General features: G+C 69.4%; 14 protein-coding genes. 5 read left to right on the forward strand and 9 right to left on the reverse strand.

Annotated elements, in window-relative coordinates; translation table 11 throughout:
- Positions 1 to 9: 9 nt before the first annotated feature.
- The 5 genes from trxB to murJ form a co-directional block, all read right to left on the reverse strand.
- The gene (gene trxB, locus AB0C03_RS16090; protein ID WP_030331847.1) at positions 10 to 960 is read right to left on the reverse strand and encodes a thioredoxin-disulfide reductase; all 951 of its coding nucleotides are present in this window, start codon (positions 958 to 960) and stop codon (positions 10 to 12) included.
- A gap of 183 nt (positions 961 to 1,143) precedes the next feature.
- Positions 1,144 to 2,157 carry an RsmA family anti-sigma factor gene (locus AB0C03_RS16095; protein ID WP_357637374.1) on the reverse strand — a complete coding sequence of 338 codons (1,014 nt, stop codon included), beginning with the start codon at positions 2,155 to 2,157 and terminating at the stop codon, positions 1,144 to 1,146.
- The gene (gene sigM, locus AB0C03_RS16100; protein ID WP_051708450.1) at positions 2,154 to 2,864 is read right to left on the reverse strand and encodes an RNA polymerase sigma factor SigM; all 711 of its coding nucleotides are present in this window, start codon (positions 2,862 to 2,864) and stop codon (positions 2,154 to 2,156) included. Before sigM ends, AB0C03_RS16095 begins: the two co-directional genes overlap by 4 nt.
- 43 nt (positions 2,865 to 2,907) lie before the next feature.
- Positions 2,908 to 4,515, reverse strand: a complete 1,608-nt coding sequence (locus AB0C03_RS16105; protein ID WP_030331840.1) for a protein kinase family protein — start codon at positions 4,513 to 4,515, stop codon at positions 2,908 to 2,910.
- A gap of 445 nt (positions 4,516 to 4,960) precedes the next feature.
- The gene (gene murJ / locus AB0C03_RS16110) at positions 4,961 to 6,712 is read right to left on the reverse strand and encodes a murein biosynthesis integral membrane protein MurJ (protein ID WP_030331838.1); all 1,752 of its coding nucleotides are present in this window, start codon (positions 6,710 to 6,712) and stop codon (positions 4,961 to 4,963) included.
- 126 nt (positions 6,713 to 6,838) lie between these two features.
- Between murJ and AB0C03_RS16115 the strand changes: the two genes are divergently transcribed.
- Positions 6,839 to 8,299, forward strand: a complete 1,461-nt coding sequence (locus tag AB0C03_RS16115) for a CCA tRNA nucleotidyltransferase (protein ID WP_030331836.1) — start codon at positions 6,839 to 6,841, stop codon at positions 8,297 to 8,299.
- Between the two features lie 504 nt (positions 8,300 to 8,803).
- A complete protein-coding gene (locus AB0C03_RS16120; RefSeq protein WP_357637379.1) occupies positions 8,804 to 11,254 on the forward strand; it encodes a DUF8189 domain-containing protein in 2,451 nt (816 codons plus the stop codon).
- 92 nt (positions 11,255 to 11,346) lie between these two features.
- Here AB0C03_RS16120 and AB0C03_RS16125 read toward each other — a convergent pair whose 3' ends face one another.
- Both AB0C03_RS16125 and AB0C03_RS16130 read right to left on the reverse strand, forming a co-directional pair.
- Positions 11,347 to 12,864 carry a flotillin family protein gene (locus AB0C03_RS16125; protein WP_030331832.1) on the reverse strand — a complete coding sequence of 506 codons (1,518 nt, stop codon included), beginning with the start codon at positions 12,862 to 12,864 and terminating at the stop codon, positions 11,347 to 11,349.
- A gap of 28 nt (positions 12,865 to 12,892) precedes the next feature.
- Positions 12,893 to 13,405 (reverse strand): NfeD C-terminal domain-containing protein, encoded by a 513-nt coding sequence (locus tag AB0C03_RS16130; protein ID WP_036411488.1) that lies wholly within the window; start codon positions 13,403 to 13,405, stop codon positions 12,893 to 12,895.
- A gap of 214 nt (positions 13,406 to 13,619) precedes the next feature.
- Here AB0C03_RS16130 and AB0C03_RS16135 point away from each other — a divergent pair, with 214 nt between their 5' ends.
- A complete protein-coding gene (locus AB0C03_RS16135; protein WP_030331827.1) occupies positions 13,620 to 14,099 on the forward strand; it encodes a methylated-DNA--[protein]-cysteine S-methyltransferase in 480 nt (159 codons plus the stop codon).
- Between the two features lie 306 nt (positions 14,100 to 14,405).
- On the opposite strand, the gene AB0C03_RS16140 is transcribed toward AB0C03_RS16135, so the two are convergent.
- On the reverse strand, positions 14,406 to 15,485 hold the full coding sequence (locus tag AB0C03_RS16140; protein ID WP_030331825.1) for an inositol-3-phosphate synthase: 1,080 nt from the start codon (positions 15,483 to 15,485) through the stop codon (positions 14,406 to 14,408).
- Positions 15,486 to 15,508: 23 nt separating this feature from the next.
- Positions 15,509 to 16,147 (reverse strand): PadR family transcriptional regulator, encoded by a 639-nt coding sequence (locus AB0C03_RS16145; RefSeq protein ID WP_030331823.1) that lies wholly within the window; start codon positions 16,145 to 16,147, stop codon positions 15,509 to 15,511.
- Positions 16,148 to 16,323: 176 nt separating this feature from the next.
- Between AB0C03_RS16145 and AB0C03_RS16150 the strand changes: the two genes are divergently transcribed.
- Positions 16,324 to 16,773, forward strand: coding sequence for a DUF5318 domain-containing protein (locus AB0C03_RS16150; protein ID WP_279517496.1), 450 nt, complete (start codon positions 16,324 to 16,326; stop codon positions 16,771 to 16,773).
- Positions 16,774 to 16,970: 197 nt separating this feature from the next.
- Complete coding sequence (locus AB0C03_RS16155; protein ID WP_357637385.1) at positions 16,971 to 19,895, forward strand: transglycosylase domain-containing protein; 2,925 nt, start codon at positions 16,971 to 16,973, stop codon at positions 19,893 to 19,895.
- The last annotated feature ends 72 nt before the right edge of the window (positions 19,896 to 19,967 follow it).

The following is a 19,967-nucleotide window of genomic DNA, read 5'->3' on the forward strand; positions in this document are numbered from 1 at the left end:
TTCGTTGTTTCAGCTGAGCGTCGCGATGAACCGCTCGGCGTCGAGCGCGGCGGCACACCCGGTGCCGGCCGCGGTGATCGCCTGACGGTAGGTGTGGTCGACCACGTCACCGGCGGCGAAGACACCGGGCACGTTGGTGCGGGTGCTCGGGGCGTCGACCTTCACGTAGCCCTCGTCGTCCAGCTCGACCTGGCCCTGGAACAGCTCGCTGCGAGGGTCGTGACCGATGGCGACGAAGACGCCGGTCACGTCCATCACCTTGGTCTCGCCGGTGTGCACGTTGCGAACGCGGACGCCGGTGACCTTGCCGTCGTCGCCGAGGATCTCCTCGACGGTGCTGTTCCACTCCACCTTGATCTTCTCGTTGCTCAGCGCCCGGTCGGCCATGATCTTGCTGGCCCGGAACGAGTCGCGGCGGTGGATGATCGTCACCGAATCGGCGAAACGGGTGAGGAAGGTGGCCTCCTCCATCGCCGAGTCGCCGCCGCCGACCACCACGATGTGCTGGTTACGGAAGAAGAAGCCGTCACAGGTGGCACACGCGGAGACGCCGTGGCCCAGGTATTCCTGCTCACCGGGCACGCCCAGCGGACGCCACGCCGAACCGGTGGAGAGGATGATGGATCGGGCCCGGTAGGCGGTCTCGCCAACCCAGACGGTGCTCACCGCGCCGGAGCCGGCGTCGCCGGTGTCCACCAGCTCGACGCGGGTCACGTCGTCGGTGAGGAACTCGGCGCCGAACCGCTCGGCCTGCTTGCGCATGTTGTCCATCAGCTCGGGGCCGAGGATGCCGTCGGCGAAGCCGGGGAAGTTTTCCACCTCGGTCGTGGTCATCAGCGCGCCACCGGACTGCACGCCCTCGATGATCAGCGGCTTCAGATTGGCGCGTGCGGCGTAGACCGCCGCTGTGTAGCCGGCCGGCCCGGAGCCGATGATGATCAGGTTGCGGACCTCGTCCACTGCCGTCTCCCGAGTTGTGTGTGTTCGGCGTCGGCGCGAGCACCGATGCCGATCCGAGTTGCCGACGCCTGGGTGAGGCCGGCAGCTGACTTCCAGAACGTCATCGTACGAACCGGGGATTCCCGAGCCGGGCATCCGGTGGGTCAGGTCACGTGAGCGGTCATCGTGCCATCGACCGTGGATTCACCCTACCCGCGCCGAATACCTGCTGTCCGAGCCGGACCCGGGCACTCCGCACTCCGGGCCGCTCACCCAGGCCCACCGGCCTCCGGTGGCATCGGTGAAGCGAATGACCAGCGCCTGGTCACCCTGGAAGCGGGCGTAGTCGATCACCTCGACCACCAGTGGCACCGATCCGTGCTCCGCCGCGACGCTCGCCAGACAACTGGTCAGGGCCGTCTCGTCGGTCAGCCGGGCCAACTGGTCCGACCCGTCGGGAGAGGGCCGGCGTTCGCCCTCGGCATCCACCCCCGGCTGCCCGCCCGGGGCGCTGCCGGTCGCCCGGCTGGTGGCGGGTGTCCTCGGCGAGCGCGTGTCGTAGGCATTGCCGAGGGCCTGCGGGGTGTAGTTCGTACCACTGCGCAGCGCCGGCCCGGTGGTCCGGACCGTCCCGGCCCCCGCGGCGCCCTCGGGCGCGCTGGCCGGCCGATCCATGGCGGGGGCGCTGCCGGAGTCGTCCGACGCGGGCATCGACAGCTGGTTGAGGCCCAGGGCGACGGCGATGACGGCGATCGCGGCAGCGGCCACGGGTGCGCCACGGCTGGCCCAGCCGCGCCGGCGGCGGCCCGGGCCGGTGGACACCCCGCGCCCCGGCCCCCCGGCGGGTGTGGGGAGAGCCGGCCGTCGACCGGCACCGCCCTGCGTCGGTACGACCACTGGTGTCGCCGGATCGACGCTCGACGCGGCGGTGCGCGCGTCCCCGGTCGAGGTGTCGTTCGTCGGATGCGCGGAGGCCAACGCGGCCAGCAGCCGGTCGGTGATCGCCGGTGGCATCTGCGGGGACGGCTCGGCCCAGCGAGTCAGGTCCGCCCGGACCTCGGTCACGGCAGGGGCCAGCAGCGCGTACGCCTCGGCCCAGGACGGGTCCGCGGAGACCAGCTGGGCGACCTCGTCCTGCTGCGGGGTGCCGTCCAACGCCCCGCCGAGGTAGTCGGCGAGGAGGTCGGCGTCGACCTCCCGGAACCCCTCGGTCGTCACGTGTCCTCCTGGTTGGCGTCCCGCCGGTACCGGCCTGACCTCGATCCGACGCCCTCCACCGGGCTGGGGTTCCCCGGCGTGACGCCGGGCACGCCCGGGGCGGTCGGGTCCGGTCGGGCCGAAGACGTCGCGGCGGCAGCGGGGCGGAGATGCCCGAGCAGCACGGCCAGCCGTGCCCGGCCCCGGGCACACCGGCTCTTCACCGTCCCCTCGGCGACGCCGAGGATGCGGGCGACCTCGGCGACCGGATAGCCCTGCACGTCGACCAGTACCAGCGCGGCGCGTTGCTCGACGGGCAGCGCGGCGAGCGCCTCGCGGACAACCAGCACGGTGTCGTGGTCCGTTGCCGGTGCGGCCGGCTCCAGCCGGCCGGTGCCCGATCCGTCCTCGGAGCGGTTGCCGTCCGGCAGCGGCACTGTGGGGTGCGCCTGCCGGCGGCGGATCCGGTCCAGGCAGGCGTTGACCACGATCCGGTGCAGCCAGGTGGTGACGGCGGAGTCACCGCGGAACCGGGCCGCCGCCCGATGCGCCGACAGCAGGGCGTCCTGGAGTGCGTCGGCTGCCTCCTCACGGTCGCCGAGCGTCCGCAGGGCCACCGCCCACAACCGGTCGCGGTGCCGGTGGAACAGTTCGGCGAAGGCGTCCCGGTCGCCGGCGACGTGCGCGCGCAGCAGCTCCAGGTCCGGTGCGGCGGCACGCCCGTCCATCACCGCGTCCAGCGAGTGCGGTGCCCGGATCGTGGCGCCCGGCTCACGACCCCTGGACCGTAATCTCCTGCACCCCCAGCTTGAACCCGCCCTCCGACGGCGGCAGCTCGGTGATCCAGAACAGCAGGTACTGGTATTTCTGGTCGGCGTCGAAGCCGTTGAACGTCATTGTGGTGCCGTCGTGGTCCTCGAACGGCTGGCCGATGGCGGTCTTGTAGCTCGCCACCAACTGCTTGTCACCGTTGGTGCTGGACGGCGGGTTGGTGGTGCCGGCGAGAAGCTGGGCGGACGCACCGGTGGCTGACAGCACCGCCTGCACCGACTTGACGGTGTGCGGCTCGCCGAGGTCGATCCAGACGCCCATGCCCTTCTTCAGGTTGCCGAAGTTGGGCCTGTTCACGTAGGTCTCGGTCTCCCAGCCCTTGTCCTCGTCACCGTCGATGACCTTTTCGGCGCCTCGGACCTCACTGCGGTTCTTGCTGTCCGGGTCGATGATCCGGACATCCTTGACCGTCAACTTGCGCGCCGTCGCGGCGGCCGGGGTGGCGTCACCGGCCGGGGCACTGGAGGTCGGTGCGGCGACCGGGTTCGACTTCGGGTCGTCGTCGTCGCCGCCCAACGCGATGATTCCGATCAGCAGACCGACCAGGGCGACGGCCAACAGGCCGGCGATGCCGACGGCGACCTTGCGACCCCCCGCCGCGGCCAGCGGCGATGGCTCTTCTCCGGTTTCGGCGGCGAACCGCAGCGGCCCGCTGTTGTCGAGGTAGTGCTCATCCTCGGCCGGCACGTCCAGTCGCGCCAACTCGGCGGCCAGCACGTCGGAGGACGGCGGCGCGATCTCGGCGTCGAGCAGATCCATGGTCAGGTCGTCCAGGTACGCCGGGACGCCCGCCCGGACCTGGCGGGGTGCCGCGATGGCACCCGAGGCGTCTCGGACAGCGTCCGGGATCGCGGCGCGGCCGTGGCCGGCGGTGGCGCCCCGCAGCGGTGCCTCGGTGTGCGGCCAGGAGCCGGTCAGTGCGAAGTAGAGGATGCCGCCGACCGCCCGAATGTCGTTCTCCTGGCTGTCGGCGCCGTCGGTGCGGGCATCGGCCAGGACCACGCGGCCCTCGTCACTGATCATGACGGTGCCGGGGTGGACGTTGCCGTGCACCATGCCGGTGGCGTGCACAGCGGCGAGCGCGCTCGCGACGGCGTTGCCGATGGCGGTGGCCCGAGCCGGATCCAGGGGGCCGTCGGTGGTCAGATCCCGCAGGGACTGCCCGTCGACCCACTCGCGCACCACGTACGCCCGGTCGGCCTCGTCGATCGCGTCGTAGACGCCGACCAGGTTGGGGTGGATGACCCGGCTGGCTGCGACGGCGGCCTGAAGCATCTCGGTGGCGGAGTCACCGCCCGGGTAGCGCAGCACCACGGCAACGGGACGGCGCAGGATGACGTCGACCCCGCGCCAGACCAGCCGACCCGCACTGTCGTTGTTGATGTGCTCAACCAGTTCGTACCGCTCGGCGAGGACTTCACCGGCCGTGGGAGCACCGAAGGTCATGACCGGAGGAGCGCTTTCGTCCGCCTCCTGACCCTCGCCGACCTGGGTCACCCGTCCTCCCTCGGTGATCGTGTCGATCGATGAACCCGAACTGCTGGGCATGTGGCTTCCCGCTCTGCCGTTGAAGGAACCGGCCGACCGGTGTCGACGCCCAGCGTCGGCCCCTGCCGTACCCGTCGAGAGCGACCTTACCCGGGTTGCCCGTCTCTCCGACATGTCATCTTCCCGCTGTAACTGGCGGGGTTCCGGCAGTCGGAGAAGTCGTCCGGTTACGACCGTTGTCAGCCACGTTGCTGGCACATGTACTAGCTAATCTACGGCTTCACCGCAAGTGACCGAAGCCGGGGCTGGGCCGGCCTGGCGCTCGCGCTGCCTCGTACGTTCCCACCGATCGGTTCGCCACGCTCAGCCGTACGGTTGGTTATCCACAGGCTGAAGCGGTGGTTGACCGGCGAATCGCGGAGTTATCCACAGAAGCGTCCCCAGCCTGGTGATCCGCGGTCACGGTCCGTATGAATGCCAACTTGTTGTAATCAGCTGCTGGCATTCAGCGACCGAGGCGGCGGCGAACCATCCCGACCACCTCGGTGATCTCCCCGATCCGCAGCACCATGGCCAGACCCAGGTAGGTCCCGCCGATCACCGCGCCACCGATCACGAGCTGGACGACAGCCTGCATCCAACTTGGCCGGTCGCCACCGGGCAGGAGGTTCACGACGAGGAGGCCGACCAGGGCGGCCCCCAACGCGGCGACCGCCACCCGGCCGAGGGTGCGCAGAATGGCGCCCATCCCGATCCGGCCCACCCGGGGCCGCAGCAACCAGGCCGAGGCGAAGGCCGCCGCCAGGTACGACACCGTGTTGCCGATCATCATCCCGGCCGCGGCGAAATGGGCGGCGAAGGCGACGTAGAGCACCACCTGCACGCCGATGCGCAGGGCCACCACCGGGATGTTGATCAGCGCCGGGGTGCGGGTGTCCGGCAGGGCGTAGAACGCGAAGGTGAAGAGCTGACTGATTGCGAACGGCACCAATGCCAGCGCCGCCAGGAGCAGCACCAGCGAGGTGTCCGCCGCGTTCTCGTCGGTGAACGCGCCGTAGCGGAACAGCGTCACGGCCAGGGGAGTCGCCAGCACCGCGTAGCAGACCGCGATCGGGGCGAGCACCGCCGAGACCGTGCGGGTGCCACGGGACAGGTCGGCGGCGACGTCGGAGTACCGACCGTCGGCCGCCGCCGCGCTCATTCGGGGCATCAGTGCGGTGATGATCGAGACGGCGATGATGCCGTGCGCCATCATCAGCAGCAGGAACACGTTGTTGTAGATCAGCGGACCGGCGGCGTTTTCCTTGCCGGCACGGTTCAGCAGGTTGAACAGCACGATCAGGCCGACCTGGCTCACCGCGACGTAACAGAACATCCAGCCGCCGAGACGCCCCAGCTCCCGCAGTCCGAGGGCCCGGAAGTCGAACCGGAACTTCCACCGGAAGCCGACCTTGCGCAGCGCCGGCAGCAGGCCGGCGGCCTGGATCGCGACACCGAGCAGGGTGCCGCCACCGATCAGCAGGATCCGGTCGGTGGTCATCTCCTCCGGCTTGACGATCTCGGCCCCGAAGATCGCTATGTACAGCCCGGCGGTGGCGATCACCACGATGTTGTTGAGGATCGGCGCCCACATCGGCGCGGCGAAGTGCCCCCGGGTGTTGAGCACCGCGCTGATCAGCGCGCTGAGGCCGGTGAAGAAGATCATCGGCAGCATCAGGTACGACAGTGCCTTGACCAGGCTCCGGAATTCGTCGCCCGTGTTGTCGCCGGCGTAGAGCTTGGTCAGCAAGCCCGCCGACAGCACGGCCAGCAGGGCTGCTCCCGCCAGGGTCAGCACCGCCAGGGTGAGCAGCCGTTGGGCGTACGCCTGACCACCGTCGGTGTCGACCTTGCGCCGACGGACCAGCACCGGGATCAGCACGCTGGTGAGGATGCCGCCGAGCAGGAACTCGTAGACCATGCCGGGCAGGATCTGCGCGGTGGTGTACGCGTCTCCGACCAGCGCCCCACCCAGCGCGGCGGTCAACGCCAACGTGCGTAGGAAACCAGTACCCCGGCTGACCAGGCTGCCGATCGCCATCACCGCGCTGTTGGTCGCGGCGCTCGCCTCGCCCACCTGCTCCTGCGGCGGCGCTGTCGACTCCATGGCCGGTTGGTTCAGCGGTTCGGCGGAGATGAAGGTGGCACCGTCCCCGGGACGGGTTCCGGCCCCGCCGTCGTTCGCGGCGTTGGCGCTGCGGTAGAGCCCGCCGCTCATCTCCAGCCTCCCAGGGGTACGTCGGGTCGGACACCGACCCGCACGCCACAGACCATAGTCAACCCCCACCCGTTACCCGCGCCCGGCGGATCGGATCACACCCCGGCCCGATAAGCTGGCGATCCCATGTCCGAAGCCTCCGCTCCTCATGCCGCCGACCGCCGCGAACTCACCGCCGCGCAGCGCAACGCCGTCGCCGAACTGCTCCGGGTGTCCCCGGTCGCCGACGAGTTGGGCCGCCGCTTCGTCCGCGCCGGTCACGAACTGCACCTGGTGGGGGGTTCGGTGCGGGATGCCCTCCTCGGTCGACTCGGGGACGACCTCGACTTCTGCACCGACGCGCACCCGGACGAGACCCTGCGGATCATCAAGGGCTGGGCCGAGTCGATCTGGGAGACCGGTCGGGAGTTCGGCACCATCGGTGCTCAGCGCGACGGCCTCCGGCTGGAGATCACCACGTTCCGCGCGGAGTCGTACGACCAGGTCAGCCGCAACCCGGTGGTGGTATACGGCACCAGCCTCGACGAGGACCTGAAGCGGCGCGACTTCACGATCAACGCGATGGCGGTCAGCCTGCCGGACCACCGGTTCACCGACCCGCACGGCGGGCTGGCCGACCTCTCGGCCAAGGTGATCCGTACCCCGAGCACGCCGGGTGAGTCGTTCGGCGACGACCCGCTGCGGATGCTGCGGGCCGCCCGGTTCGCCGCCCAGTTGCGGTTCGCGGTGCACCCGGACGTGCATCTGGCGATGACCGAGATGGCCGCCGACCTGGACCGGATCACCGCCGAGCGGGTCCGCGACGAGTTCACCAAGCTGCTCTGCGGCGCGGACCCGATCACCGGGCTGCGGCTGCTGGTGGACACCGGGCTGGCCGAGCGGTTCCTGCCGGAGCTGACCGGTCTGAAGCTGGAGATCGACGAGCACGCGCAGCACAAGGACGTCTACGAGCACACGTTGACGGTCGTCGAGAACGCGGTCTCCTACGAGGAGGAGGGCTGCGACTTCATCCTGCGGATGGCCGCCCTCCTGCACGACGTCGGCAAGCCGGCGACGAAGGCGGTCGGGTCCGACGGCCGGGTCAGCTTCCACCACCACGAGGTGGTCGGCGCGCGGCTGACCAAGGCCCGGATGAAGGCGATGCGGTACCCGAAGGAGGTCACCGCGAAGGTGACCGCGCTTGTCGCGCTGCACCTGCGCTTCTACGGGTACGGGCGGGGCGAGTGGACCGACTCGGCGGTGCGCCGCTACGTCGCCGATGCCGGTGACCTGCTTCCCCGCCTGCACAAGCTGACCCGCTCGGACTGCACCACCCGCAACCGGCGCAAGGCCGCCCAGCTCGCGGCCGACTACGACGCGCTGGAGGACCGGATCGCCCGGATCGCCGCCGAGGAGGACCTGGCGCGGGTCCGACCCGACCTGGACGGCAACGCGATCATGGAGCTGCTCGGCGTACCGCCGGGGCCGGTGGTCGGCCGGGCGTGGAAACACCTCAAGGAGCAGCGCCTCGAACGCGGCCCGCTGGACCGCGACGCCGCCGAGGCGGAACTGCTGCGCTGGGCCCGCGCCGAGGGCATCATCGGTTGAGCCGCTGGTCGGGCTCGGGTTGATCGACTCAGATGCGCCTTGTGGCGTCGCTCCAGCTATCGGTGACCCACCGTAACTACCCCAGGTCATTTCGGGCATTGCCTACACCCTGGAACCACCTCTTGACAGTGAGTCGTCTGCGCTGCGAATGTACAGCGGCACATTGATGATGAGCAGCACACGGGGGTGTGACGCATGACCATCTACGCGCTGGAATCTTGCTGGCCGGCCCAATCGCGAGGGCAATCATCTGGCCGCTGCCACGGAGTATGCGCGGGGTTCATCTCGAATCTCTTGCCTTCCTGGTCTGTTTGCGATCGCGCATCACGCTGAAGCCGTGATCGTCGGCGGGGGTTTCGCCTAACCCCTCTTTCCCCAGTTCCGTTTGTCTTGCCGCACCGTCGGGTGCCGGAACTGCTGTTCTGCGCCAATCATTCGGCGTGCTGCTCCCTGTCCTGCCGTTGCTCACACCTGGCTGGGCGGGGCCAATGTTCAGGCATTGAGGTGGCAATTCACGACTTCATGCCGTTCGACCCCACCCTGTTCCAACGACGGGGGTGGAAGTTCGATCCAAACTTACGAGAGGCGGTACCGTTGCATTATCGGGTCAGTAATCGAACGGCAGTGGTAAGGCTACTGGCAGTCCTTCTCCTTATGGCCGTCGGAACAGTAGTCGTTCCGGCTGGGGCGGTCCATGCCGACGCCGCAGGTAAGGGCGGCGACTACGTCCCGATCAACCAAACCGTGCTGCTGGACACCCGCAGTGGTACTGGGGGCTACACCGGCCCTCGGGACGCAGATACCGTGGCCACTGTCAGTGCCCTCGGAGTCGGCGGTGTGCCAGCCAACGGGGTCAGCGCGCTCCTGGTCGACGTGACGGCGATCAGCCCGACGGTCAACACTTTTGTGACTGTCTACCCGGACCAGGCCACGAGGCCAGCCGCCTCATCGCTGAACGCCTCAACCGGTGAGGTCATCTCGAATTCGGTGGTGGTGAAGGTCGGGGCGAACGGCAAGATCGCCCTACACAACCAAGCCGGCAAGGTCAACCTGAAGTTGGACGTGCAGGGCTATTTCACGACCAACACCGGCGGAATCGGTTCCGGCTTCGTGGCGATGGATCACATTGTGATGACCGATACCCGCCACAGGTTCTGGGGGCTACCGCGGAAACTGGCGAGCGGCGAAACTCGGAGTGTCACCTTGGGGCAACGCAAGCCCAGCGGGGGGTCATTCGCGCTGCCGAGCACTGCCAAGGCGGTGCTGGTGGACGTGGCCGTCATCGGCGCGACGTCTGGCGGCTGGTTGACCATCGGTTCGGACAGTCTTTCCGCCACTGGCATTGATTATCGGGCCGGCAACACCTCGATGGCAGTGAGTGTGAAGCTCAAGGGAGACGGCAGCCACGTCGTTCAGCTCGTCAACGCTGGTTCGGCGATCGATGTCGTCATCACGGTGCAGGGATACTTCACCGACAGCCCGACGACGGGGGCCGGCCTGCGCGCGGTGGATGCCAGCCGGCTGATCGACACCCGCAGCATCGGTAATGGGGCGCCGATCGCGGCCGGTGCCAGTGTTGATGTCGCTGTCGGCGGCACTAATGGGCTGCCGGTCCGAGGTGTTGCTGGCGTTGTCCTGAACGCCACAGCTGTCCGGCCTGCCGCAAGCGGGGCCTTTAGCGTCGCAGAGGGTTCCTTTGGGACGGATCCCCCTATTCTCGGCCCGGTACTTCGATTCAACTCTGGTGAGTCGGCGCGATCCAGCCTCGTAGTAGCACAGGTCAACTCCGAGGGGAAGGTGCGCTTCCGCAACACCTCAAGCGGCACCGTGCATCTGGTGGTCGATCTCCAGGGCTGGTTCGCCGACCCGGTGACCCCCCTGCCGATTGCCACGTACTCCCGAACTTCGGTGCTCCAGGCCAAGCCGGCCGGTACCGCCGTCGGAACCATCGAGTACGCCTTCGTGGACAACTCTGGGCGACTGCGGATCGGTCACCAGAACAACCCGGACGACTTCTCCAGCATCCAGTGGAACCCCGCTTCCGGTTTGGAGGCTCTTACCGGGCAACCGGCGCTGAATCAGCCCGGCGGCAAGCCCGTCCAGGTGACCGTCCGGCACACCAACGCCACCATCTGGGCCGGCAGCCAGACCGCCGAGGGCGCGGCGACCTGGGGACCGATCGCCACCATCGGTGGATCGATGGCCGGCCCGCCGACGGCAGCCATGCTCACCGACGGCACGAGTGTCATCTTCGGCGTCGACGTCGATGGCCGGCTCTGGCACTACCGGCAGTCGGACAGCAGCCCTCGGTGGGCGAGCCTGGGCAGCGCCGGCCTGGTGGGTTCGGTCACGGCGGTGAACATCGACACTGGCCTGCGGATCATCGGCACCACCGCTGCCGGTTCGGTCAAGACCACTGTCTACGCCAACGACGGGTCCTTGTCGTCGTCCTGGACAGATCTCGGGGGCACCGTTACCGGTGCTCCTGCCGCGCTCGTCCACCCCGGTTACCGTACGGCCATCTTCGCCCGTGCCGCTGACGGCTCCGTGGTGGTGAAGCAGCAGGACCTCAGCGGTACATGGTCCTCCAACTGGAACGGCATCGGCGCCCAGATCGCCGCCGGACCACCCGCTGTGATCCTCGATCCGGCACTCGGACGGACGGCGGTGGTGGTGCGGGGTTCGGACAACGAGATCTACCGGGTCTTCGAGGCATCCGCCGGCTCGGGTAGCTGGGGTGACTGGGCGCGCGTCAATCCGGACTACAGCGACCCGGCCGCAACCGATCCGACTGTCAGCCCGATCGTCAACAGCAGCGGCAACGGGTGGATGATCGTCTACCGGAACTTCAGCGACGCCACGCGGGTGTACCAGCGTCAGGTTCCGCCAGGTGGTGTGTCAGTCGCATCGGCCGGAGAGTTCGCCGGTCACACCGTTCCGGCGCCTCCCGCCTGATTCGGTCACGTTTCCTGAGCCGACGGCTCCCGTCACCTCACCGGTGGCGGGAGCCGTCTTCTGGTCGATGCGGTTGACCGACCACGATGGCGTCAGCGGCTCTCGACGGCCTTCCCGTCGACGGATGCGGCACCGTTGCCGGCCGGGGTCGACGCCGAGCCGAGCCGCGCCAGCAGGCCGGGCAGGTCGATCCCGGTGAGGTCGCTGCCGAGCTGGAGGCCCTGGGCCACGTTGCCGGCCACCGACTTCGTCAGCGACGACGCGCCGTCGGTGGAGATGACCGTCATCTTGTCGATCGCCCCGATCGGCGCACTGGCCGCCTCGACGACCTGCGGCAGCACCTTGACCAGCAGGTCCAGCACGGCCGCCTCGCCGTACGCGGCGAACGCCTCGGCCTTGCGCGCCATCGCGTCCGCTTCGGCCTCACCCTTCGCCAGGATGGCCGCGGCCTCGGCCTGACCCTCCCGCTCCACCGCCTCGGCGATCGCGGAGCGCCGACGCTGCTCGGCCTCACCCTCCTTGGCGCCCTCGATGGCGTTCGCCTCGGCGAGCGCGGCCCGCCGTGCCCGCTCACCCTCACCGGTGAGGCGGGCCTGTTCGGCGGAGGCCTGCGCGGCGGCGATGACGGACTGGCGCTGCGCGTCGGCGTGCAGCACCGCAGCGTTGCGGGCCGCCTCGGCCTCCTGTTCCACCTTGTACCGGGCGGCGTCGGCCGGCTTGCGCACCTCGGTGTCGAGTTGGCGCTGCTTGAGTTCGGCGTTGCGCTCGGCCACCTTCTGCTGCTCGGAGAGGATCGCCTGGTCCCGCTCGGCCTGGGCGAGCGGCCCGGCCGCCGCGGACTTCGCCTTCGCGGCGTCGATCTCGGCCTGGATGCCGGCCTGCTTGAGGGCCAGGTTCCGGTTCGCCTCGGCGATGGCCTCCTCGGCGAGCAGCCGCTCCTGCTCGGCCTGCTGCCGGGCCCGCGCCTCGGCGATCGCCGCGTCCTTGAGCACCCGGGCGGCCTCGGGCCGGCCCAGGTCCTGCAGGTAGGAGCCCTCGGCGAGGATGTCCTGGAGCTGGAAGGTGTCCAGCACCAGACCCTGGTTGGTCATCGAGTGCTCGGCCTCCTCGGCCACCGCGCTGGCGAACGCCGCCCGGTCCCGGATGACCTCCTCGACGGTGAGCCGGCCGACGATCGAGCGCAGCGCGCCGGCCAGCACCTCCCGGGTGAAGTTGTCGATCTCGTCCTGCTGGTGCAGGAACCGTTGGGCGGCGGCCCGGATCGCGTCCTCGGTGCCGCCGACCTTGACGATCGCCACCCCGTGCAGGTCGGCGCGGATGCCCTGCTTGCTCACCGCGCCCCGGATGCCGACGTCGATCCGTCGGCTGGACAGGTCCAGGGACTGGAGCTTCTGCACCACCGGCAGCACGAAGACCGAAGCGCCGAGCACGACCTTCTGCCCGGAGGTGTCGGTGGACCGCCCACCGTCGGCGGTCTGCGTGGTGCGGCCCTTGCGGCCGGTGACGATGAACGCCTCGTTCGGCCCGGCCACCTTGATCCGGGAGAGCACGAAGAGCACCAGGATGAGCGCGAGGAGAACCGCGCCGCCGATGGCGATGAGTAGTGCCATATGAGCAGTCCCGTCTACGAGGGGTTGATCAGTAGGTCTCGACGTGCACGCTGGTCTCGCTGAGCGCCTGCACGACGAAGACCTGGGCGCCGATCGGGATCGGTTGGTCCGCGCGGGCGCTGAGCTTGACCGGTTGGCCGGCGAGGCGAACGCGGACCTCGCCGTACCCGTCGGCCGGCACCGGGGTGACGACCAGGCCGAGCGCGCCGACCAGGTCGTCACGGGTGGGCGTGGCGTCGGTGCGCATGTTGCGCGCCGCCCGGCTCAGCCGGGACGCCAACCAGCCGGTGGGCACGGCCGCGAGCACCCCACCGACCACCGCCCCGACGACCATGCCTGGGGTACGCGCACCGAGCAGTTCGTTGACGATGGCGCCGCCGAACCCGAACGCCCCGGCGAAGCCGGCGACCGTCTCGACCGAGATCGGCCCGTCCACGTCGGGGTGCCCGAACTGGAGCAGCTCGGTGCCGAGCAGGGCGAGTGCGAGCACACCGATCCCCGCCCCGCCGATGATCAGAAAGATGAGCGTCCCCGATGCCACGACCTTGACGGTATCGACGCCGCGCAACGCCGAACGGGCCGGCGAGAGGGCAATATGATCTACCGCTGCCGAGTCGCTGACGGTGATCGGAAAAGGGCAGCGCCCACCCTCGCCGAGCGGGCGGCGGAGGCGATCCGGTCCGCCGAGTAGTGGGACTCGGCCCGGCGCTGGTAGCCGCGCCGGCGAAGGAGTCCGGGACAGGGAGAATGGGTGGATGCGCTGGACCGTGCTCGACGCACCGATCGGTGAGTTCTCCGTCGCCACCGACGGCACCAGCGTCTGCGGTGCGCATTTCGGGCGGGTCGAGGCAGCCGCCGAGGCGCCCGACGACGCGCTGTCCCGGCAGGCCGTCGACGAGCTGCGGGCGTACTTCGCCGGTGAGCTGACCGGGTTCACCGTCCCGGTGTCGCCGCCACGCGGCTCCGACTTCGAGCGCGCCGTGTGGCGTGAGATGACGCGGATTCCGTACGGGCAGACGCTGACGTACGGGGAGGTGGCGCGCCTGGTCGGCGATCCTGGGGCGGCACGGGCGGTCGGGGTGGCCTGCAACCGCAATCCGATCCCGGTGATCGTGCCGTGTCACCGGATCGTCGGCGCGGGCGGCAAGCTGGTCGGCTTCGGTGGGGGCCTGCCCCGCAAGGTCAAGCTGCTGGAGTTGGAGGCCGGGGTCGCGCTGCGACGCGCCTGGTCCTGAACCACCTCGGCGGGCCTCAGCCGGTGCTGGGCGACCCCTCCCGGCCGGTGCCGGGTGTCGTTGCGCCGGGCCACGGCGGGTCGACCGGGGTCCGTGACCGGAAGAAGGCGTTGGCCGGGGCAGGGCCAGCAGGACCACCGCGACGAGGATCGCCACCGGCGCGCCCAGCCGCCCGGTCACCTGTGGTTCCGGAAGAGGTGCCGTGAATCACGGGACCGCCCTCGTACCCGCGATGGCGGCGGACCCACGGCGAAGGGCCGGGTCCACGCGGACCCGGCCCTTCGACCTGCTTGGTGACTCAGCGCGTCAGCGCGCGACCTCACCGGCGATGAACTCCTCGACGGCCTGGTGGGCGTCGTGGTCGGCGTACTGCACCGGCGGGGACTTCATGAAGTACGACGAGGCCGACAGGATCGGGCCGCCGATCTTCCGGTCCAGGGCGATCTTCGCGGCCCGGACCGCGTCGATGATGACGCCGGCCGAGTTCGGGGAGTCCCACACCTCGAGCTTGAGCTCGGCGTTGAGCGGGGTGTCACCGAACGAACGGCCCTCGAGGCGGATGTACGCCCACTTGCGGTCGTCCAGCCACGGCACGTGGTCCGACGGGCCGATGTGCACGTCGCTCTTGCTCATCTCGTGCGGGATCTGCGAGGTCACCGACTGGGTCTTCGAGATCTTCTTCGAGACCAGGCGCTTGCGCTCCAGCATGTTCATGAAGTCCATGTTGCCGCCGAAGTTGAGCTGGTACGTGCGCAGCAGCTCGACGCCACGGTCCTCGAAGAGCTTCGCGAGGGCGCGGTGCACGATGGTGGCGCCGACCTGGCTCTTGATGTCGTCACCGACGATCGGCAGGCCGGCGTCGGTGAACTTCTGGGCCCACTCGGGGTCGGAGGCGATGAAGACCGGCAGGGCGTTGACGAACGCGCAGCCGGCGTCGATCGCGGCCTGGGCGTAGAACTTGGCGGCCTGCTCGGAGCCGACCGGGAGGTAGCAGACGACGACGTCGACCTGCGCGTCACGCAGCGCCTGCGCCACGTCGACCGGGGTGGCGTCCGACTCCTCGACGATCTCGCGGTAGTACTGGCCCAGACCGTCGAAGGTCGGACCGCGCTGCACCGTCACGCCGGTCGGCGGCACGTCGCAGAGCTTGATGGTGTTGTTCTCGCTGGCGACGATCGCCTCCGCGAGGTCCATGCCCACCTTCTTGGCGTCCACGTCGAATGCCGCGACGAACTCCACGGCGTTGACGTGGTAGTCGCCGAAGGCGACGTGCATGAGACCCGGGACGCGGTCGTTCGGGTTGGCGTTCCGGTAGTACTCGACGCCCTGAACCAGGGACGAGGCGCAGTTACCCACACCGACGATGGCGACGCGGACGGAGCCCATAGCGTCTGCCTCCTTCTTTTCTGTCACGGCCGCTCATTCCTGGTCTCTCCAGGCGGAGGCGGGCTGTTGTCTTCTCGTCGGCCGCCGGCTGTCCCGATGTTCGGGACCGTCGGGGCTCGGCCGGAGCGCTCGTTGGCGATGAGCTCCTCCAGCCAGCGGACCTCGCGCTCACAGGCATCAAGACCGTGGCGCTGCAGTTCCAGCGTGTAAGCGTCGAGGCGCTCGGCCGCCCGGCCCAGCACGTCACGAAGCCCTTCGCGACGCTCCTCGATCTTGCGGCGGCGACCCTCCAGAATGCGCAGTCGGGTCGCCTGGTCGGTCCGGGCGAAGAACGCGAAGTGCACCCCGAAGCCCGTGTCGTCGTACGTCTCGGGCCCGGCCTGTGCGATCAGCTGGGCGAAGCGTTCCTTGCCTTCCGCGGTGATTTTGTAGACCACCCGACCTCGTCGGCTGGTCAGCGCGGGAACCTCCTCGGCAGTGGCGGGCGTCTCAGCAGCTTCGGTGATCCATCCCGCCGCCTGCAGTCTGCGTAGCGTGGGGTAGAGCGAGCCGTAGCTGATCGCCGCCCGGATCGCGCCGAGTTTGGCGGTCAGCTCCTTGCGCAGCTCATAGCCGTGCATCGGAGACTCCTGCAGGAGGCCGAGGATGGCGAACTCGAGCACGGGGCCACCCTCTCTTTACCCTCCGGCGTGGAGTGATAACCGCCGCGATGTATCGGACCGATACATCGCACGTTAGCGGGTCGCGGGGGTCGGGGCAAACCCCCGTTCCGAGATGTCGTCGTCACGGAATGTGAGCGCGGTCGCCTGCTCGGGCCGGACCGCGTACCCTTCTCCGCATGCGTACGCAGCGCCAGGTCGTCGACTACTCGCTTCAGAAGCGAGCGGTGCTGCGTGAGCTCCTGGCCGGCCGAGTCGGCACGTACGACGTCTGCGACGCGTCGCCGTACCTGAAGAACGCCGCTCGGTTCCATGGTGAGCCGACCGACCGGCGCTGCCCGATCTGCCGCAGCGAAAACCTGACCCTCGTCCACTACATTTACGGTGACGAACTCAAGCAGTCCGCCGGGCAGGCCCGGACACTTGCCGAGTTGCCAGTGCTGGCGATGACGCTGCGTGAGTTCCAGGTCTTCGTGGTGGAGGTGTGCCTCGGTTGTGACTGGAACCATCTCGTCGAGCAGTACCTGCTCGGCCGGGACGGTCTGGCCGCCGACAGCGACGGCACCAGCGAGCAGGACGCGGCGGGCGCCGAAGGCGCCGGCCGGCGGAGGCGAGAGGCGCAACGGTGATCTCAGCTGGTTGTACCGGCCCCGGGGCCGCGGACGTAACCCGGGACGGTCGACTGGATGGTGGTCCGATTGGCCCGATTGATACGGCAATGACCCCGGTCGGCCGGCACCCCCGTGCCGGCGCCCCGGGTGAAGCAACTCACGGCAACCCGGTGGCGGCGCAGCAGCGCCCCACCGCGACCGGCAGGGTGTGAGGAATGAACTCGTACGGCGATCCCAGTTCTGCGCGCGGACGGACCCAGCACTCGGGTCCCGACGGTGACCCCGGACCGGGCGCGGACGACGCGTACCGCAGACCCGGCGGTGACTCCGGCGGGAGCGGCTGGTCAGCCTCCGACCGAGGCACGGCAACCCCAGGCCGGGCCTCGGTGACACCACGGGCTGCCGGTGGTCGCGCCACGGTTGGCGGCTCCGCCTCGGTGCCGCCGCGTGGCGGCGCGGCCGCCGGATCCGCCTCGGTGGGTTCGGCATCGCCGGGCCGGGCCGGACGGGCCTCGGTGCCGGTATCGCCGGCACCGGGTGTGGCCGCCACCGGTCGCGCTGGCGCCGGTCGGGCCTCGGTGCCCGTCTCCCCGGCGCCGGGCGCACCGGCAGGACGGGCGGCGGTCGGCGCCGCGGCCGTCGGGGCCGCCTCGGTCGGCACCGCCTCGGCGGGCCGGGCCAGCGTCGGCTCCGCGTCGGTCGGCGGTCGTGCGGCGGTCGCTCGGGCGAGCGTCTCACCGGTCTCCGGTGGGCCGGGCGGGCCCAATGGGCCGGGAGGCCCGGGCGGTCCCGGTCGGGGCGGTCGTGGTCCGGGTGACCCGGGTGCCGCGGCGCGGGCCAAGAAGCGCAAGCGGATGAACCTGCTGATCGCCGGGTTCGCCGTCTTCATCATGCTCGCCGGCATCGGCGTGGTCGGGTTCACCTACTACTCGACGAACGTGGTGCTCCCGGACGAGATCACCCCGCCGCAGGCGACCACGCTGTACGCCTTCGACAACAAGACGATCATCGCCAAGGTGGGGGATCAGAACCGCACCCTGGTCACCATCGACCAGATTCCGCAGTACGTGCAGGACGCGGTGGCCGCCGCCGAGGACCGGAACTTCTACCGGCACTCCGGTGTGGACTACAAGGGCATCGCCCGTGCCGGCTGGAACAACCTCTCCGGCGGCGACAAGCAGGGCGCCTCCACCATCACCCAGCAGTACGCGCGTAACGCCTACGACAACCTGAAGGACGACACGTACGCCCGGAAGGTGAAGGAGGCGATCCTCGCCTCCAAGCTCAACGACGAGTACACGAAGCCGCAGATCATGCAGCACTACCTCAACGTGATCTACTTCGGCCGGGGCGCGTACGGCATCGAGGCGGCGTCGCAGACCTACTTCGGCAAGTCGGTGAGCAAGCTCGACCCGGCCGAGGGCGCTGTGCTCGCCGCCCTGATCAAGCAACCGGAACCCAGCTCCACCCACCAGGGGTACGACCCGGCGATCAACCCGACCGACGCCCAGGATCGCTGGAACTACGTGATCGACGGCATGGTCAAGGAGGGTTGGCTCGGTGTGCCGGGCAAGGAGCCGCGGCCGGCCGCCTACCCGACGAAGACCCTGAAGGCCCCGAAGAAGGGCGGCATCGGCGTCGACTTCGGCGTCGACACCCCGTACGGCAACGTCATCAACTATGTCCGGCAGGAGATGCGGGACAGGGGCATCTGCGTCGAGAAGGACGCGGAGGTGACCGACGCCAAGCCGCTGTGCTCCCAGGCGCTGATGGCCGGCGGTTACCGGATCCGCACCACGGTGGACACCAAGATGCAGGCCGCGGCGGTCGAGACGGCTCAGCGCAAGTCCAAGGGCTCCGAGTTGGCCGGTGAGCGGAGCAACATCATGGCCGCGGTGGTGGCGATCGACCCCACCAACGGTCGGGTCGTCGCGTACTACGGCGGTGACAACGGCACCGGCACCGACTACGCCGGCAAGAACACCGACTCCACCGGGGCGATCAGTGGTGGTCACTCCCCCGGATCAAGCTTCAAGATCTACACCCTGGCGGCGGCGCTCAAGGAGAAGAAGTCGCTCGAGTCCCGGTGGAAGGGCAAGGCTTTCAAGCCGACAGGCACCTTCAAGGTCAGCAACGCCGGCACCGACAACCCCTCCTGCGGCAACTCCTGCACCCTCAGGGTGTCCACGCTGAAGTCCCTCAACGTGCCGTTCTACTACGTCACGGAGGAGATCGGCGCGGACAAGGTCGTCGACATGGCCAAGCAGGCCGGTGTCACCACCATGTGGCGTACTGACACCAACCCGGCGAAGGCCTACGACCTGACCAAGACCGACGCGAAGGACGTCACGCCGGAGCCGTTCTTCAACGTGGTCGGCTACGGCCAGTACCCGATCACGGTGCTGGACCACGCCAACGGCGTCGCCACCTTCGCCAACGGCGGCGTCTACAACAAGGCCCACTTCCTCTACTCGGTGGAGAAGCAGAACCCGAACACCGGTAAGTGGGACAAGGTCTACAGCGAGAAGCTCGACTCGAAGCGCAGAATCGACAAGAGCGTCGTGGACGACGTGACGTCAGTGCTGAAGGACTACCCGGCCGCTGTCAACCATCGGCTCGATGACGGTCGCAAGGCGGCCTCCAAGACCGGTACCTGGGAACTCAAGGGCGGCAGCGAGGACAACGGCGACGCCTGGATGATCGGTTACACGCCACAGCTGGCCACCGCGGTGTGGGTGGGCAACGTGCGGGACCGCAAGCCACTCATCCTCAAGGACGGCCGCAAGGTCAGTGGTGGAAACCTCCCAGGCGACATCTGGGAGCGGTTCATGAACGAGGCGCTGAAGGGCAAACCGAAGCTCGACTTCCCGCCGGCGGCGAACGTCGGCGATCCGGACTCCGGAAACGGCGAAGCGCCTCCGCCTCCGCCCCCACCGCCGCCGCCGTCGAATCAACCCAACCAGCCGTGTAACCCGCTGATCGACCTGTTCTGCAACAACAACCCCGGGGGCGGTGGTAACCCCGGCGGGGGCGGCAACCCCGGGGGCGGCGGTACACCCGGCGGGGGCGGCAACCCCGGGGGCAATCCCGGTGGCGCCGGCGGTGGCCTGTTACCCAGCCTGCCACCCAACCGGGACTGACCCACTCCAGCGCACGACGCCGCCGCCGGCCGGACGACCTGTCCCGGCCGGCGGCGGCGTTTTCGTACCCGG

It is taken from the genome of Micromonospora parva (assembly GCF_040649675.1).
Taxonomy (GTDB): Bacteria; Actinomycetota; Actinomycetes; order Mycobacteriales; family Micromonosporaceae; genus Micromonospora; species Micromonospora parva.